Below are 17,935 nucleotides of genomic sequence, written 5' to 3' on the forward strand. Positions count from 1 at the left end.
CGTGATTTTTTATGACGCTGTCAAATAAATTGCAAAACAAAAAGAAAACTCCCCGGTATATTCGGAATCAAAGGATAACCGGAATGTCGGAACCGAATCACTTTCCGGAATTTAAACAGCCCTAAGAATTTTCTTTTTTTGTTGTTTAAGGCCTTCAAAAAAATTACCTTTGTTCCTTAATTATTACAAAGGAAAAACATGAAAAACAGCAGATATCCAAACTATACTTTTACATGGATCGGTGGCGTTGTTTTATTAGGAGGATTATTTGTGGGAACCTTGTTCGTCACTTTTCTGAACTTCTTTTGGATGCTGATTTTTAAAGAAAACCTACAGCTCAAAGATTGGTTTTTTATGTTATCCAATGCAGCAGGATTTTTAACGGCAATTGCTTTTTTTGATTTTTTCATTGTTAGGCCTACCACAAAACAAAAGCTGAATTTCAATTTTTCTCCTACCAATTTCTATACCTATCTTCTGATTTTTCCAATGATGATAGGGATGATGTTTATTTCTGAGTTTATAACCTCTCAGATTCCTGTAACCGGGCCTTTTTTCGGGAAATATTATGAGTTTTTCAGTGAGTTGATGAATCAGCTGACAGATGATCCTGTCGTTATGATCATAACGGCTGTGATTATGGCTCCGATCTTTGAAGAAATTATTTTTAGAGGAATTATTCAGAAAGGACTTATCAATAAAGGAGTAAAACCCTGGAAAGCGATCTTGTATGCTTCCATTATTTTTGGACTGGTGCATGGGAATCCATGGCAGTTTGTGGGAGCAGTTCTGCTGGGCTGCGTTTTAGGGATTGTTTATGAAAGGACAAAGTCGCTTTTATTGCCGATGTTGCTGCATGGCTTTAATAACTTATGTTCATCATTATTGATTACGTATACAAAAAATGAAAGTTTTTCAGAAGCATTTAAAATTTCTGAATGGATATTGCTGGTAGTGGGGATTATACTTTTTTCTCTGTTTTACTATCTCTTTATGAAAAAGTACAAGGTACATTACGCTGAAATTTAATTAAAAAAATGAAAAGGATATGGAATTATTAGTTGCAACGCACAATCAACATAAAAAGGAAGAAATTCAACAAATATTAGGAGGAGGTTATACTGTCAAAAGTCTTACAGATTACGACATCCACGAGGAGATTGTAGAGGATGGAGACTCTTTTAATGCCAATGCCCTTATCAAGGCAAAATATTGTTTTGAAAAGACAGGGATTCCAAGTCTTGGAGATGACAGCGGATTGGTTGTGGAATCTTTGGACGGTCGTCCGGGGATTTTTTCGGCACGTTATGCAGGAGATCATGATTTTGCAAAAAATATAGAAAAAGTTTTAGGCGAAATGGAAGGCGTTGAAAACAGAAAAGCTTATTTTATTACAGTCTTATGTTATTATGATGAAAACGGAGCTCAATATTTTGAAGGGAGGGCTTACGGAAATCTGTTGACAGAGAATAAAGGACATAAAGGATTTGGATATGATCCGATTTTTGTTCCGGAAGGGCATGAAAGAACATTTGCTGAAATGAATCCTGAAGACAAAAATAAGATCAGCCACCGGAAACAGGCTTTGGATTTGTTTCTGGATCACCTTAAAGTTGCCGGTGAATATCAATAATAGTTTTAGAAACAGGCATATCCAAAATTTCTGTCGTACATTTGCTATAATAAACTATTGATTTGAGTACTTATTTAACGATATTAGGCTTTAATTCAGCAATTCCTACGATTAATACCTCTCCCACGGCACAGTTGCTTGAAATGGAAGAAAGACATTTCCTGATCGATTGTGGAGAAGGTACACAGGTTCAGTTGAGAAAAGCCAAAGCAAGGTTTTCAAAGATTAATCATATTTTTATTTCCCATCTTCATGGGGATCATTGTTTCGGGTTACCGGGACTTATTGCTTCTTTCCGTTTGCTGGGCAGGGAAACTCCTTTACACGTGTATGGTCCTAAGGGGATTAAAAAAATGCTGGAAACCATTTTTACCATTACGGAAACCCATCGTGGATTTGAAGTTATTTATCACGAGCTGGACAAGGATTATTCCGAAAAGATCTATGAGGACAATAGAGTAGAGGTGTTTACAATTCCTTTGGATCACAGGATTTACTGTAACGGTTATCTTTTTAAGGAAAAGCCGAAGGACAGACATATCAATATGAAGGAGATAGCCAAGTACAATGAAATTGAAGTATGTGATTATCATAATATAAAAGCAGGGAAGGACTTTGTGCTTAGTGACGGATATGTTCTGAAAAACGAAATCCTAACAGTGGATCCTATGCCATCGGTTTCGTATGCTTTTTGTAGTGATACAAGATATCTGGAATCTGTGATTCCTATTATAAAGAATGTTACTGTTTTGTATCATGAATCAACCTTTTTACATGATTTAAAGGAAATGGCGGATTATACCGGACATGCTACGGCTTTGGAAGCAGCTACGATAGCACAGAAAGCGGAGGTAGGTAAACTTATTCTTGGGCATTTTTCCAACAGGTATGGAGATCTGACCGTATTTACCGATGAGGCAAGAACTGTTTTTCCTAATACATTCCTGCCGAAAGCATTGGAAAGTGTGAAAATTTAGATGAAGTTATGAATTTTGAAGAGTTAAGAGATTTTTTGAATGAAAAATCGGATCAGTATAATAACTATGATTTTATTGAAGATGATCCGATCCAGATTCCCCATCGTTTTTCCTTAAAGCAGGATATTGAGATTGCAGGTTTCCTGGCCGCAACCATATCGTGGGGAAACAGAAAATCTATTATCCGTTCTGCAGAAAAAATGCTGGATATCATGGGGAACTCTCCATACGATTTTGTTATGAATTTTTCAGAAAAAGATCTGGATTCGATTCGGGACAAAAGTATCCACAGAACTTTTAACGGAGAAGACTTTACTTATTTTATACAGCAATTTAATAAGGTTTACAGAGAAAATGAAAGCCTGGAAAATCTTTTCCTGATCAAAGATTCCGAATTTAATTTTTTGCATGCTATTGAAAGGTTCAGGACTTCTTTCTTAGAAACATCTAAACACAGAAGTCATAAGCATGTGAGCTCACCTTACAAAAATTCATCTTCCAAAAGAATCATTATGTTCTTACGGTGGATGGTTAGAAAAGATAAACGAAGTGTAGACTTTGGTATCTGGGAAAATATAGACCCGAAATACCTGTCGATTCCGCTGGATGTTCATACCGGGAACATTTCGAGAAAGCTTAGTCTGATTACAAGAACTCAGAACGACTGGAAAACAGTAGAAGAGCTCGATCAGGTAATCAGGCAGTTTGATGATAAGGATCCTGCAAAATATGATTTTGCATTATTTGGATTAGGAGTTAGTAAAGAATTTTTATAAAGAGGAAATAATGAAATCAAACACTGAAAAAACAGAAGTTCTTGAAAGAATTGCTAATGGAATTACCTGGTGGATTGGTTCTATTCCATCCCTTATAGCCCATACCTTATTTTTTATTATTTCATTTCTGCTGCCTTTACTTCATATTGTAGAATTTGATAAAATGCTTCTTATCCTTACTACTGTAGTTTCATTGGAAGCCATTTACCTGGCAATATTCATTCAGATGTCTGTTAACAGGAGCCACGAAAAGATCGAAGATATCCAGGAAGACATTGAGGATATTCAGGAAGACATTGAAGAGATCAGTGAAGATATAGAGGAAATCAGCGAAGATATCGAAGAGATCAGTGAGGATATCGAAGAAATTAACGAAGATATTGAAGATATTCAGGAAGATATTGAGGAGATCAATGAGGATGAGGACGATGAAGATCACAATGAACGGGCAAAAAAAGTGATATTGAAAAGCAGTGTGAATTCCAACAAGAACGAGATAAAAGCTTTAAAAGATCAGATATTGAGGCTTCAGAATGAAATTGATGATCTAAAAAAGATGGTTCAATATAGATACAATATACTTCTTGAGTGTGTGAAACTCTTTTTTATAAGTCTTATTTTTATTTAAATTTTAATTTTTCTGATTTTGAGCGAAATATTAAATATTTTATTTCCAAATACGGATACTGTTATTGTTTAATTTCAGTGAATTATTTTTTTAGTATTTATTTTATCTAATTACTGCTTTTGATTCGTAAAATATTAACATCATATGTTTATTTTTGCTATTTTTGAACAAACAATACCAAAATGTTAAATTATAGACTAAAAAACTACTTTTTCTTTTTAATATTGCTATTAGCTCCGCTCTTTTCGTTTTCTCAAAATCTGGGGAAACTGCCTCAAAGAAAGCCACAAAAGGAAAAAAGTACGGCAGCAAGTCTGAAGGCAGGAGCATTTATTGATGTAAATGTTGCCTCGTATGCTCCATCTGCTTTTACTCCCACACAGCTTGTTACAGACATCCTGATTAACGGAGGTACAAACTGCTCAACTCCGAATGTGACGAATGTTACAGTAAGCCCGAATCATGATGTTGCAAATAATGACAGATTTTGGGGGTATTTTCACAGAGCTACTACCAATTTTCCTTTCAAAGACGGAATTGTACTTACTACGGGTTATGCAAGACAGGCCGGGAACTCTCTGGTAAGCGGAAGCTTATCCGGAAGTATTTCTATGCAAGGTGATGCTGACCTTGCAGCTGCTACAGGAACTAACCTAAGTAACCAACGGGATGCAGTTGCATTGGAATTTGATTTCGTACCCAACTCCAATCAGGTAAAATTTAATTATTTATTTGCTTCTGAAGAATATACAGGAGGTTATCCGTGTAATTATTCTGATGCGTTTGCATTATTGATAAAACCTGTAGCAGGTGGACCTTACGTGAATGTCGCTGTACTTCCGGGAACAGCAGGTGCAGTAAGTGTAACGAATATACGTCCTGCAAACCAGGATAATGGGTCTCCATTAACTTGCGGAGCTCTTAACGACTCTTATTTTGCGGGTTATAATACTTCAAATATAGAAACAAACTATAACGGAAGAACCATTCCTTTAACAGCCATTGCCGATGTAACGCCTGGTGTTGCTTATCATTTTAAAATGGTTTTATCAGACTACAATGACCAAAGTTTAGATTCAGCTGTTTTTTTAGAAGGTGGATCCTTTGATATCGGAATTAAAATTGTTGATGGAAATGGTACGGTTTTACCTGGCACAGTAAACATGTGTGATAATACTCCACAGATATTAAAAGCACAGGTAGTTACAGTACCGGGAATGACCTTTCAGTGGTTTAAAGATGGCGTTCCTATTCCGGGAGCTACCAACATTCAGTATGTGGCGACACAGCCTGGCGTTTATGAGGTAAAAGTTTCGGTACCTGGAAATCAGTGTCCGGGATCAGCAACTATTACGATTGTTGGAGGAACAACTCCTACAGCACATGATGCAGTGCTTAAGATTTGTACGACGCCAAATGCTTTAAACTTTGATTTAAATACAGCAATGCCATTGATCAGTACTACTGCGGGAGCTGTGTTTCACTTTTATGTAAATCAGGCAGACGCAGTTGCCCAAAATAATAATTTCATAAACAACCTAGCCAGCTACGACGGGACTGACGGACAAATTTTGTATGTAGTAGTTTCTAATGGTGCATTTTGTAGCAAAATGGTAAAGTTGACATTGAGAAAAGAAGCGACTCCTGTAGCACAGCTGATTTCTTCAAAAATGAAAATCTGTTCCGGTGAATCTGTTCTTTTAACAGCTTCTGGTGGTGCCACATACCAATGGAGTGACGTTTCAACAAACGGACCTACAAGAACAGTAAGTCCAACTCAGACGACTACGTATACCGTATATGCGATTGGGGTGCAGGGTTGTAAATCATTACAACCGGCTACGGTAACAGTAGAAGTGGTTCCGGCTATTACCTCTAATCTTACCGGAGGAATGATCTGTACCGGAGATCAGATTACGTTAGATGCCGGAGCTGGTCCTAACTATACTTATACCTGGAATACAGGAGCAACAACACAAACGATTACTGTAGCAACAAACGGTACGTACACCGTTACTATTGACAATGGTGTTTGTTCTAAGGTATTTACAACACAGGTAATTAAAGCAGTGATACCAACTGTCATTAAAGTGGATTATAACTCCAGTGGTACGATGGTTATTACCGCAAGTAATCCAAGTAACGGAATTTTAGAATATTCTATTGATAATGGATTAACATGGCAGCCTTCCAATATATTCAATAATGTTCCAAAAAATAAGCTGATATCGATCAGGGTTCGTGTGAAGAATACCAGTTGTGTAGGGTTTCTTGAATACTTTACATTTATGATGAAAAATGTAATTACTCCTAACGGAGATAATGTAAACGATATCATCGACTTTAGAGGAATCAATGAGTATAAAGATTTTACTGCAAGTATCTTTGATCGCTACGGGCGAGAAGTATATAAAGCCGAAAAAGTAAGGCCTTATTGGGATGGATATTTCCAGGGCAAGCGTTTACCTACTGCATCATATTGGTATCAGGTGACTTTTGAAGATCCTGCCAGTAAGGAAAAAGCAGTGAAAACCGGCTGGATCCTCCTGAAGAATTTTGAATAAAATATTAATCATATTTCCAAAAAGACTAACGAATCGTTAGTCTTTTTGTGTTTTATTAAATTATAAAGAGTATTTTAAGACAAATATGTTTACATTATTAACAATACAATTTGAATAGATTTGAGTTTCAATTAAAAAAAATAGTATTTTTGTTTAAAACAATATAAAATGTTAAATAGGAGGATGAGAAGTTTATTTCTGGCTTTATTTTTAGTTCTTGCAGGTAATATAGTGTTCTCCCAGAACAGGGGTCAAAACATTAAACTAAAACAACCTACAGCTGAAAGTATGAAAGCCGGAGCATTTATTGATGTAAATGCAGCCGGATATCCAGAATCTAACTATAACATTACTCAGTTGGTAAAAGATGTTCTTATTGCAGGAGGGTCTACGTGTACCACAGCCAATGTAAGTAATGTAAATGTATCTCCTAATCTACCAACAACGGATCAGAACAGAAGCTGGGGTTATTTTAATAAGGCAGGGACCAACTTTCCCTTTTCAAAAGGTATTGTCCTTGTAACGGGATTTGCCAGAAAAGCAGGAAATAACTTTCAAAGTGTCTTAAGCGATCCACTTCCTTCAGGAGGTGACGTTGACTTAGCAACAGCCCTGAATGTTAATAATGCCAATTTAAGGGATGCTACTTATATCGAATTTGACTTTGTACCTAGTTCTACTGAAGTTTCTTTTCGATACTTATTTGCTTCTAAAGAATACTCACCATCAGGAACTTTTACGTGTAGTATCGCAGATGGCTTTGCCTTATTATTGAAAAAAGTCGGTGATCCTACTTATACTAATTTAGCAGTTTTACCCAATGGTGCAGGTCCTGTAAGTGTAACCAATATTATTCCTTCAGGCTTGGCTTGTGGTCCTAAAAATGCACAATATTTTGCTGGAATGAATAATCCTCAGGTTGAAACCAACTTTGACGGACGCACGGTTCCTTTAACAGCAAAAGCAACGGTAATTCCAGGTGAAACCTATCATTTTAAAATGGTTTTAGCGGATTATCAGGACGTAAATTTTGATTCTGCTGTTTTTTTGGAGGCAGGATCCTTCGATATCGGAGTTCAGATTTTAGGTCCCGGAGGAGTAGCACTTCCTCCGTCTATTAATATGTGTGACAATACTCCTCAGGTACTTACTGCATCGATCCAGAATGCAACAGCTTCCTACCAGTGGTTCTTGAATAATAATCCTATTGCTGGAGCTACCAACGCGACTTATACAGCGACCCAACCAGGAGTTTATACACTTCAGGTGCTTCTTGCAGGAAATACATGCCCGGGAACGGCCACTGTAACGATCGTAGGCGGAACTTCACCTACGGTACAAAATGCAACGTTGACAGCCTGCTATGCTCCAGGAAATGCAATATTTAATTTACCGGCTGCTCAGACATCGATCAGTACAACTCCAGGAGCTACATTTGCTTATTATGCCAATTTAGCGGATGCCAATGCCGGAAATGGAAATACGATAGCAACACCGGCAACATATTCAAGTCCTGGAGGACAGACGGTCTATGTTCTGGTTAAAAACGGATTTTGTTCAAAAGTTGCTCAGCTCCAGTTGATCAAAGCCCCTCAAATGACGGGGACAATAGCTCCTCCTACACCGCTTACATGTGCTAATTCACAAATAACATTAAATGCATCGACTTCTGTATATCCTGCAGGATCTACATTTAACTGGACTACCACAGGTGGAAATATTGTTTCCGGAGGAAACACTTTAACTCCTGTAGTGAATGCGGCTGGAACTTACACATTGACTATTTCCAATACCTACCAGCCCGGAAATGTAGTGTGTACAGCAACTGCAACCGTTACTGTAGTAGGGGATAGTGCTCCTCCAACTACGACTGTATCGGCAACTAAAGTATTAATCTGTGCAGGGGAGACTGTAACATTAACTGCTTCCGGTGGGGCTACGTACAATTGGACGGGATTACCGGGGACGGGAAATACGCAAACCGTAACACCAGCCACTACCACCACTTATACGGTAACTGCTGTTGGAGCAAATGGATGTGTTTCTCAAAATCCTGCAAGTATAACAATTGAGGTTTCCCAACCTATTACAGTGCAAAATGCTACTTTGCTTAAATGTTATCAACCAGGTAATTTAACATATGATCTTACTTCTGCTCAGCCACAAATTACAACGGTAGGAACGGCAACCTTTGCTTACTATGCCAATTTAGCGGACGCTAATGCAGGAAACGCCAATACGATTGCGGTACCAACAGCTTATCCGACGCCAGGGAATGTAACGGTTTATGTTCTGGTGAAGAATGGCGGATGTAGTTATGTAGTCAATCTGCAGCTATTAAAAACTGCCGAAACAACATTAACGATTGCAACTCCACCAACTATTACATGTACAACGACACAGATTACATTGGACGCATCGGCATCAGTCGTGCCGGCAGGTTCTTCCATATTATGGACTACAACAGGGGGGAATATTGTTTCAGGGGCCAATACATTAACACCGGTTGTTAATGCAGGCGGAACGTATACATTAACAGTACAGAATACAACACAGCCTGGAAATGTAAACTGTAGCTACACAGCCAATGTTACGGTGGTGGAAAATAAAACACCACCAACGGCAACCTTAACTTCTTCCCACGCTCAAATTTGTGTAGGAGAGTCGGTGACTTTAACAGCCGGCGGAGGAGTAAGCTATAACTGGACGGGTCTGACCGGAAACGGGAGTACACAAACGGTTTCTCCGACAGTCACTACAACTTATACTGTATATGCTGTAGGAGCTAATGGATGTATTTCAACAAACCCTGCAACGGTTACCGTGATCGTAGGGCCACCGGTTGCATCAGTGACTGCCTCAAAATCAAAAATATGTGCCGGAGAATCTGTTACATTAACAGCTTCCGGAGGGATTACTTATAATTGGGTCGGATTGACCGGAAACGGAAATACCCAGGTGGTTTCTCCAACGGTTACAACAACTTACTCAGTATATGCGCTGGGAGGGAACGGATGTACATCACTGGTTCCTGCCACGATTACTATTGAAGTAGTACCAGCTATTACCTCTACCTTACAGGATGTATATGTGTGTGCCGGTGATACAGGAATCCTGGATGCCGGAAGTGGTCCGAATTACACTTATATATGGAGTAACGGAGCAACGACTCAAACAATTTCAACAAATATTACTGGAACCTATACGGTTACCATAAGTAATGGAACCTGTTCGAAAGCGTTTACCGCTCAGCTATTAAATCCTAATCTGCCACAGTTCACCAATATTGTTTATGAAAACCATGTGCTGACTTTAAGTGCAACCAATCCTACCGGAGGAACATTGGAATATTCTATTGACGGAGGGCTTACCTGGCAGAATTCCAATATATTTAATAATGTACTAAATAACACAAATTATAATCTGATGGTAAGGGTAAAGGATGCCAAATGTAGTACCTCATTAAGCTACTTCACCTTTGTGATTAGTAATGCTATCACTCCTAACTCAGATGGAAAGAATGACACAATCGACTTTTCGGGAATAAGCGGATATAATAATTTTGCGGCTTCTATTTTCAACAGATATGGACAGGAACTCTTTAAAGCTACTAAGTTAGAACCTGCCTGGAATGGAACAGTAAAAGGATTAGCCCTGCCAACTGCTACTTATTGGTACAGAGTACAGTGGGAGAATCCTGCGAGTAAAAAATTAGAATTACGAACAGGATGGATATTGTTGAAAAACAGGAATTAATTTTTAAAAATATACTCTTAAATGTAAGCCTTTCATAATTGAAAGGCTTTGTTTTTTTAACATAATAATGTTAAATATGTATGTGGTATGTTTAAAAATAATTTAAATTTGTTGAAACAAAAATATTATGAAGAGATATCTCCTGTTGTTTTCTTTTTTTTTAGTTTCGCTGAATATTTATCATTCACAAAGTATTAATCCCAGAAAAGTTCCTAAGCCAAGACCTAATTTAGCTGCCAAAGCAGGGGCGTTTATCGATGTAAATGCACCGGGATATAATGAGTCTGCTTACAACATTACTCAGCTTGTAAAAGACGTGCTTATTTCATCAGGAACAAACTCATGTGTTACTCCCAATGTGTCAAATGTCCAGGTAAATCCTTCTTTACCGGCAAGTGATGTCAATAGGGCGTGGGGTTACTTTCATAAGGGTACCACAAACTTTCCCTTTAAAGATGGAATTGTACTTGTGACCGGAAAGGCGAACAGGACCGGAAACAGCTATATAGATGTATTGAGTCCTTTAAGTGACCTTGTCGGTACAGGAAGCGACCCGGATCTGGTAGCTGCTACCAATCCGTCAGTGAATCTAAATGATGCTGTTGTATTGGAGTTTGATTTCGTTCCTACTTCTTCGCAGGTGAAATTTAATTATTTATTTGCTTCCGAAGAATATACAACATCCTTTCCATGCAGTTATTCCGATGCATTTGCGCTGTTGCTTAAACCTGTAGCGGGTACAGCACCTTACGTCAATATGGCGGTATTACCCAGTGGTGCCGGACCCGTAAGTGTAACCAATATTCACCCGGATACTCAGTTTGATGGGAGCCCTTTGAGTTGTGGAGCAATTAATCCAACATTCTTCGGAGGATATAATACAACTAATATTGAGACTAATTTTAACGGTAGAACCGTTCCTCTTACGGCTACCGCAACGGTAATTCCGGGACAGGCCTATCATTTCAAAATGGTTCTTGCTGATGCGATCGATACAAGTTATGATTCAGCGGTATTTTTAGAAGGTGGATCTTTTAATATAGGAGTGGAATTATTGGATCCGGATGGAGGCACATTGCCATCAGATATCAATGTTTGTGATAATGTTCCTCAGGTACTGACAGCTTCAGTGAGTGATCCTAATATGGCGTATCAATGGTATTACAACGGTGCCATTGTACCGGGAGCAACAACCAATACCATTACAGCAGTACAGCCGGGAACCTATACTATTGAAGTTACTTTTCCGGGAAATCCATGTCCGGGGAAAGCATCTATACAGATTCATGGGGGGACAACTCCTAATGCCAATGATGCTACGCTATTGTTATGCTCTACGCCGGATGTCACAACATTTGATTTGACTACAGCAATGCCTTCAATAAGTACAACACCTAATGCGGTATTCCATTTTTATGAAAATCAGGCAGATGCTTTAGCGCAAAATGATAATTATATTACCACTCCGCTTAATTATAATGGTAATGATGGACAGATTTTATATGTTGTGGTGTCTAATGGAGGGTTCTGTAGTCGGCTGATTAAATTAACTTTATCAAAAGAGGTTACCCCTACCGCACATGTTGTTTCCACAAAACTGAAAATATGTCCGGGAGATTCAGTAGACCTTACGGCTACTGGCGGAGTTACTTACCAATGGAATAATTTCCCGGGAACCGGTAATACACAAACCGTAACTTTATTCAACACTACAACGTTTACAGTATATGCTATCGGAGCAAAAGGATGTAAATCATTGCAGCCTGCTACAATCACAGTAGAAGTAGTTCCGGAAATAACCTCTCCTTTGAAAGATGTTGAAATGTGTATCGGAGACAGAATTACACTAGATGCGGGAGCCGGACCTAATTATACTTATTTATGGAGTACGGGTGAAACGACGCAAACGATTTCTGTAGACCAATTGGGTATTTATTCTGTTACTATAGATAATGGGTACTGTACAAAAGTATTCACGGTGAAAGTGATGGGAGCTACATTGCCTTTTATTACCGGATTAAATTATGGCAATAATACATTAACAATCACAGCGGTAAATCCATCGCTTAATAATATTCCTGGAGTACTTGAGTATTCTATTGATAACGGAATTTCATGGCAGGCTTCTAACGTGTTTACGGGGTTATTGGATAATACAACATATAATCTTCAGGTAAGAATACAGGGAACACATTGTGTGGGAACACTTGACTTCTTTACTTTAAAGATTTCCAATATTATTACTCCTAACGAAGATGGAATCAATGATGTTCTTGACCTGTCGTCTCTAAAGAACTTTAATAACTTTACCGGATCTATTTATGACAGATATGGTGTGGAAATGTTCAGGTTCTCTAAAGAAAATCCGATCTGGGATGGAACCGTAGGAGGAAAGAGATTATCTACCGCTACGTACTGGTATAAATTTAACTTTGAATATCCTAAGTCAAAAGCCCAGATGAACTGGTCCGGTTGGATATTACTTAAAAACAGAGAATAAATTATTTATTTATAGATTGTAAATTGAAAAGCCTTTCAGATATCTGAAAGGCTTTTCCTATTTCTTTATTTCTTAGTTTATTATTATGCGTTTTCTTTCCACTGTTTTGTAAAAGAAATAAAATCGTTAACGCTGAGTTCTTCAGCTCTCTTATCTAAAAATTCATGCGTTTTTAATGCTTCAGGAATATTCAGTATTTTAAGAGAGTTGGATAATTTCTTTCTCCTCTGGTTGAATCCTGCCTTTACAATTTGCTTAAACAGGACTTCATTGCCGGCTAAACCTTCTTTGGGATTTCTGGTTAGCCTGATAACTCCTGATTTTACCTTTGGTGGTGGGTTGAAAACATTTTCATGAACAGTAAACATATAGGATACATCATAGTACGCCTGAATAAGAACAGATAAAATGCCATAGTCTTTTGTTCTCGGAACGGCAGCTGTTCTTTCTGCAACTTCCTTCTGGAACATTCCTACCATTTCGGGAATAAGCTCATAATGATCTATGATCTTAAAAAGGATCTGCGAAGATATATTATAGGGGAAATTGCCAATAATAGCAAGCTGTTCATTATTGATAAAAGCAAAATCCTGCTTTAAAAAATCTCCTACGAAATTTTTATCTGTAATTTTTGAATAATGATTTTTCAAATATTCGATGGACTCGTTATCAATTTCAGCAAGATAAATATATTGGTCTTTTTCCAATAGATATTTTGTAAGGACTCCCATTCCCGGACCAACCTCCATGATATTATTGTAGTTTTCAAAGCTTAAGCCTTCTACAATTTTTCTCGCTATGTTTTCATCTGTCAGGAAGTGTTGACCAAGATGTTTTTTTGCTTTTACACTCAAAGTTTTTTATGATTTTGTTAACAATGATTTTCTTTTTTTCGTCCCAAATTTCGGAAGATTTTTTCTATTTTAGCCAAAAAATTTAATATTAATGGCGAAATCTGTAGATGAATTTAATAAGAAGAGACTTAGGTCCAGCAATATTACAGTGGTAATTAGTATTGCCTTAGTGTTATTTTTGTTAGGATTAATGGGATTGATTTTAATTAATGCCCAGAAATATTCTGACTATATCAAGGAGCAGTTGGTTGTAAACGCATACTTTGATGAAAACTATGACGCTAAAGATTCTGTTAAAATTGCGAAACTGGAAGAAGAAACTTTTAAAAAAGTACAGACTTTAGCCCCCGTAAAAAGGGCAACCTATATTTCAAGAGAAATGGCTGCTAAGGAAGCGAAAGCCAGTATGGGAATTGATAGTGATGCACTTTTTGAAGAAAATATTTTCCCTTCATCTATTGAAGTTGCCTTAAAACCGGAGTATGTGGATCCGGCAAAAATTGATGCGGCTATTAAAACGCTGAAATCCGTTCCCGGTATTGTAGATGTAAAGAATAACAGTACGCTGATGGTAGATGTTTATAATAACCTGAACAGAATCTTGAAATGGATCTTAGGCTTTTCTATACTATTCCTTATTTTAGCGGTTGTCTTGATTAACAATTCAATCCGTCTGAAAATATTCTCCAAAAGATTTATTATTAAAACCATGCAGCTTGTAGGTGCAAAGAGAAGATTTATCCTGAAACCATTTATTGTTGAGGCTTTGATTTTGGGTTGTATAGGCTCTGTTATCGGACTTCTGGCGCTATTTGGAGTATGGTATTATTTCACAAGTCAGATCGGGTCTGCATTTGTTCAGAATAATCAGCAATATTTCTGGCTTGTTATACTGGTATTCGGGGTAGGGATTTTTATTACTGTTTTAAGTACTATTGTTGCTACCTGGAGATTCTTGAGAACAAACGTTGACGATTTATATTACTCTTAAAAAGATGAGCAAAAAAACAAATAAATTTTCTGCAGCTGAGTTTGGTACGGATACCAAAGCTCCACAGGAAAACACCTTTTATTTCGGACAACAAAACTTTAAATGGATGCTGATTGGATTAGCATTCATTGTAGTAGGTTTTCTCCTGATGATGGGTGCCGATGCTAATACAGTCGATGGAAAATATGATCCGAACTCATGGAACGACGGTATCTTCTCTATTCGCAGAATCCGGATAGCTCCATTATTTGTAGTTATCGGTTTCGTGATAGAAGTATATGCGATTTTAAAAAGAAAATAATTTTTTATTTAAGATTAAGAAGTTTAAGAAATTCGGAGTATTCCGGATTTCAGGCTTTTTAATCTTTTAATTTTATACATATGGATTTATTCAAAGCAATTATTATTGCGATTATAGAAGGTCTTACTGAGTATCTTCCAATTTCTTCTACAGCCCACATGGGTTTCACGGCTAGCTTAATGGGATTGCCGGAAGATGAATTTTTAAAAATGTTTCAGGTATCTATTCAGTTTGGTGCTATTTTATCAGTGGTGGTTGCTTATTGGAAAAAGTTCTTTGATTTTAATAATATTAAATTCTATTATAAGCTTGCCTTTGCGGTAGTACCGGCTTTGGCTTTGGGATATCTTTTTGATGATAAGATTGAAGCTGTTCTTGGAAATCAGATCGCTATTTCGTCTGTTTTGGTTTTAGGTGGAATCGTTTTATTATTTGCAGATACCTGGTTTAAAAACCCGACAATTGATGATGAAAAGGGGATCACTATCAAGAAAGCCGTGACCATAGGTTTTTGGCAGTGTCTTGCAATGATGCCGGGAACAAGCAGAAGTGCTGCTTCTATTATCGGAGGAATGACACAGGGATTAACGCGAAAGGCGGCCGCGGAATTTTCATTTTTCCTTGCTGTTCCTACGATGCTGGCAGTTACTGTGTATTCAGTTTTTGTAAAAACTTGGGGAAAAGAAACTCCTAATCCTCAGAAAGGATATGAAATGATTTTGTCATCACAAGATCATCTTACTATTTTTATCATTGGAAATATCGTGGCATTTATTGTAGCTTTAATCGCTATTAAAGCTTTTATCGGAGTGCTTAATAAATATGGTTTCAAACCTTGGGGATGGTATCGTATTTTTGTAGGAATAGCTTTATTGATTTATTTCTATTTCTTTAAATAAATTATTCTCTTATCTATTTATTACCAATTTATGACTGCCGAAAATATACTTGAAGGCCATATATTTTTACTTGATAAACCTTTGGATTGGACCTCTTTCCAGGCCGTTAATAAAATGAAATATAAACTCAAAAGTGAGTTTAAACTTCCTAAAAAATTTAAGATTGGGCATGCCGGAACTTTAGATCCTAGAGCAACAGGTTTACTCATTGTCTGTACCGGGAAATTCACTAAAAAAATTCCTGAAATACAGGATGCCCCTAAAGAATATTGGACTGAAATCAAGATAGGGGTTCAGACGGAATCTTACGATACTGAAAAACCTGAAATTCTTCATCAGGATATTTCAAACGTTTCCGAGGAGCAGGTAAGAGCAGTTTTACAAAAATTTGTTGGAGAAATAGACCAGAAACCTCCTGTTTTTTCTGCTATAAAAATTGATGGGAAAAGAGCTTATAATCTAGCGAGAGCAGGTGAAGAAGTAGAGATGAAGTCAAGAAAAACTACTATTTTTTATCTTAATAATATTCAGATTGATTTTCCTTTTGTGAGTTTTACGGTAGGATGTTCAAAGGGGACTTATATCCGGAGTCTTGCACATGATATTGGGCAGGAGCTTGGTGTTGGTGCATATTTAACGCAACTGAGACGTACGAAGATCGGGGAATATAAGATAGAGGACAGTACAGAAAAGTTTTTAGAAAATGATTTTAAATTTGAAAGTATATGAAAAAAACTCTCCTTTTGTTCATAAGTTTATTTTCGATAACTCTATCATACGCTCAAAATGTTGAGAACAAAAAGCCGAAAATGGATTTTTATGTTAATCCCACTCTCAATTTAGGATATAATCTTGGAAATAATATTCAGGATGACAGAAATAAGGATTCAGCCTATTATCAACAATACATAGCTCCTTATCTCCCTAATAAAATTACTTTTGGAATGACAGTTATCGGTGGGTATAATTTTCTTCCTAACTTTGCCTTAGGATCAGGGATAAAATATAGTTTTACGGATAAGAATTTTCATTTGCTTTATTGGGTTATCCAACCTAAATTCATAATTGGTCCTGGAGATGAACCTTTTTTTATTGATATTAATTATGGAAAGCAGATCAACCACTCTGTTGTTTCAAATGCTGAATTCTGGGGAATAAAGTTGGGGAAACAGGTGTCTTATTCGAAAAGATTAAGCCAGGAAGGAGGACTTGTTCTTGAAAATCATAACTTTGGAAAATCAAATGCTTTTTTATCGGTTTGAGTTATGGGATAACATTTTTTAGTAATAAAAACTACACGGGTTACGGAGACGATTAATGGAAAAGACACGGATTAATAAATATTTATCAGAAGTTGGTTTCTGCTCAAGAAGAGCGGCAGATAAATTACTGGAAGAAGGGAGAATAAAAATCAACGGGCAGATTCCTGAATTGGGAACGAAAATTTCCGACGAAGATGTTGTGGAAGTAGACGGTAAACCGATCCGGGAAACAGAAGAAAAACCTGTTTATATTGCTTTTAATAAACCAATTGGTATTGTTTGTACCACAGATACAAAAAGAGAAAAAAACAATATTGTAGATTATATCAATCATCCTAAAAGAATTTTTCCGATTGGTAGGTTGGACAAGCCTAGTGAAGGCCTAATACTTCTAACCAGTGACGGGGATATTGTTAACAAAATTTTAAGGGCCAGGAACAATCACGAAAAGGAATATCTTGTAAGAGTCGATAAGCCGATTAATCCGAGATTTTTGGAGAAAATGAGAAATGGAGTTCCCATCCTGGATACCGTCACTAAAAAATGTGAGGTAGAAAAAGTAGATGATATGACGTTCAGAATTGTTCTTACCCAAGGCCTCAACAGGCAGATTCGCAGAATGTGTGAATATTTGGGCTACGAAGTGAAAAAACTTAAAAGGATGCGTATCATGAATATCAAGCTGGATTTACCTGTAGGAAAATGGAGAGATCTTACCGATGAGGAGCTATCCGCTTTGAACAAGTTGCTTGAAGACTCCAGTAAAACGGTAGATTAAATTGATAAGAAAGTAA

15 protein-coding genes are annotated in these 17,935 nt (G+C 37.1%); 14 read left to right on the top strand and 1 reads right to left on the bottom strand.

Annotated elements, in window-relative coordinates; translation table 11 throughout:
- Window positions 1-198: 198 nt before the first annotated feature.
- The 8 genes from MTQ00_RS01095 (at window position 199) to MTQ00_RS01130 (ending at window position 12,834) form a co-directional block, all read left to right on the top strand.
- On the top strand, window positions 199-1,029 hold the full coding sequence (locus MTQ00_RS01095; protein WP_273647387.1) for a CPBP family intramembrane glutamic endopeptidase: 831 nt from the start codon (window positions 199-201) through the stop codon (window positions 1,027-1,029).
- A gap of 19 nt (window positions 1,030-1,048) precedes the next feature.
- Window positions 1,049-1,633, top strand: coding sequence for an RdgB/HAM1 family non-canonical purine NTP pyrophosphatase (rdgB, locus tag MTQ00_RS01100; protein WP_273647388.1), 585 nt, complete (start codon window positions 1,049-1,051; stop codon window positions 1,631-1,633).
- A gap of 62 nt (window positions 1,634-1,695) precedes the next feature.
- Complete coding sequence (locus tag MTQ00_RS01105) at window positions 1,696-2,610, top strand: ribonuclease Z (protein ID WP_273647389.1); 915 nt, start codon at window positions 1,696-1,698, stop codon at window positions 2,608-2,610.
- Between the two features lie 8 nt (window positions 2,611-2,618).
- Window positions 2,619-3,386 carry a TIGR02757 family protein gene (locus tag MTQ00_RS01110; protein WP_273647390.1) on the top strand — a complete coding sequence of 256 codons (768 nt, stop codon included), beginning with the start codon at window positions 2,619-2,621 and terminating at the stop codon, window positions 3,384-3,386.
- Between the two features lie 10 nt (window positions 3,387-3,396).
- Window positions 3,397-4,014: a DUF1003 domain-containing protein gene (locus MTQ00_RS01115; RefSeq protein WP_273647391.1), complete on the top strand. Its 618-nt coding sequence runs from the start codon at window positions 3,397-3,399 to the stop codon at window positions 4,012-4,014.
- Window positions 4,015-4,196: 182 nt separating this feature from the next.
- Entirely contained in the window at window positions 4,197-6,578 is a 2,382-nt protein-coding gene (locus tag MTQ00_RS01120) for a choice-of-anchor L domain-containing protein (RefSeq protein ID WP_273647392.1), read from the top strand.
- A 183-nt stretch (window positions 6,579-6,761) separates the two neighbouring features.
- Window positions 6,762-10,334, top strand: a complete 3,573-nt coding sequence (locus tag MTQ00_RS01125; protein WP_273647393.1) for a choice-of-anchor L domain-containing protein — start codon at window positions 6,762-6,764, stop codon at window positions 10,332-10,334.
- A 127-nt stretch (window positions 10,335-10,461) separates the two neighbouring features.
- Window positions 10,462-12,834 (top strand): choice-of-anchor L domain-containing protein, encoded by a 2,373-nt coding sequence (locus MTQ00_RS01130; protein WP_273647394.1) that lies wholly within the window; start codon window positions 10,462-10,464, stop codon window positions 12,832-12,834.
- Between the two features lie 83 nt (window positions 12,835-12,917).
- Here the strand turns inward: MTQ00_RS01130 and rsmA are convergent, their stop codons facing one another.
- On the bottom strand, window positions 12,918-13,688 hold the full coding sequence (rsmA, locus tag MTQ00_RS01135) for a 16S rRNA (adenine(1518)-N(6)/adenine(1519)-N(6))-dimethyltransferase RsmA (protein WP_273647395.1): 771 nt from the start codon (window positions 13,686-13,688) through the stop codon (window positions 12,918-12,920).
- Between the two features lie 91 nt (window positions 13,689-13,779).
- Here rsmA and MTQ00_RS01140 point away from each other — a divergent pair, with 91 nt between their 5' ends.
- The 6 genes from MTQ00_RS01140 (at window position 13,780) to rluF (ending at window position 17,919) form a co-directional block, all read left to right on the top strand.
- The gene (locus MTQ00_RS01140) at window positions 13,780-14,679 is read left to right on the top strand and encodes a cell division protein FtsX (RefSeq protein WP_172277411.1); all 900 of its coding nucleotides are present in this window, start codon (window positions 13,780-13,782) and stop codon (window positions 14,677-14,679) included.
- Window positions 14,680-14,683: 4 nt separating this feature from the next.
- On the top strand, window positions 14,684-14,980 hold the full coding sequence (locus tag MTQ00_RS01145) for a DUF3098 domain-containing protein (RefSeq protein WP_034686639.1): 297 nt from the start codon (window positions 14,684-14,686) through the stop codon (window positions 14,978-14,980).
- Window positions 14,981-15,060: 80 nt separating this feature from the next.
- A complete protein-coding gene (locus tag MTQ00_RS01150) occupies window positions 15,061-15,879 on the top strand; it encodes an undecaprenyl-diphosphate phosphatase (protein ID WP_273647396.1) in 819 nt (272 codons plus the stop codon).
- A 30-nt stretch (window positions 15,880-15,909) separates the two neighbouring features.
- The gene (gene truB / locus MTQ00_RS01155) at window positions 15,910-16,608 is read left to right on the top strand and encodes a tRNA pseudouridine(55) synthase TruB (protein ID WP_172277417.1); all 699 of its coding nucleotides are present in this window, start codon (window positions 15,910-15,912) and stop codon (window positions 16,606-16,608) included.
- A gap of 80 nt (window positions 16,609-16,688) precedes the next feature.
- Entirely contained in the window at window positions 16,689-17,141 is a 453-nt protein-coding gene (locus MTQ00_RS01160) for a hypothetical protein (RefSeq protein ID WP_273647397.1), read from the top strand.
- 55 nt (window positions 17,142-17,196) lie between these two features.
- Window positions 17,197-17,919 carry a 23S rRNA pseudouridine(2604) synthase RluF gene (gene rluF, locus MTQ00_RS01165; RefSeq protein ID WP_172277423.1) on the top strand — a complete coding sequence of 241 codons (723 nt, stop codon included), beginning with the start codon at window positions 17,197-17,199 and terminating at the stop codon, window positions 17,917-17,919.
- The last annotated feature ends 16 nt before the right edge of the window (window positions 17,920-17,935 follow it).

This window comes from Chryseobacterium sp. B21-037 (genome assembly GCF_028570785.1).
In the GTDB taxonomy this organism is placed as follows: domain Bacteria; phylum Bacteroidota; class Bacteroidia; order Flavobacteriales; family Weeksellaceae; genus Chryseobacterium; species Chryseobacterium proteolyticum.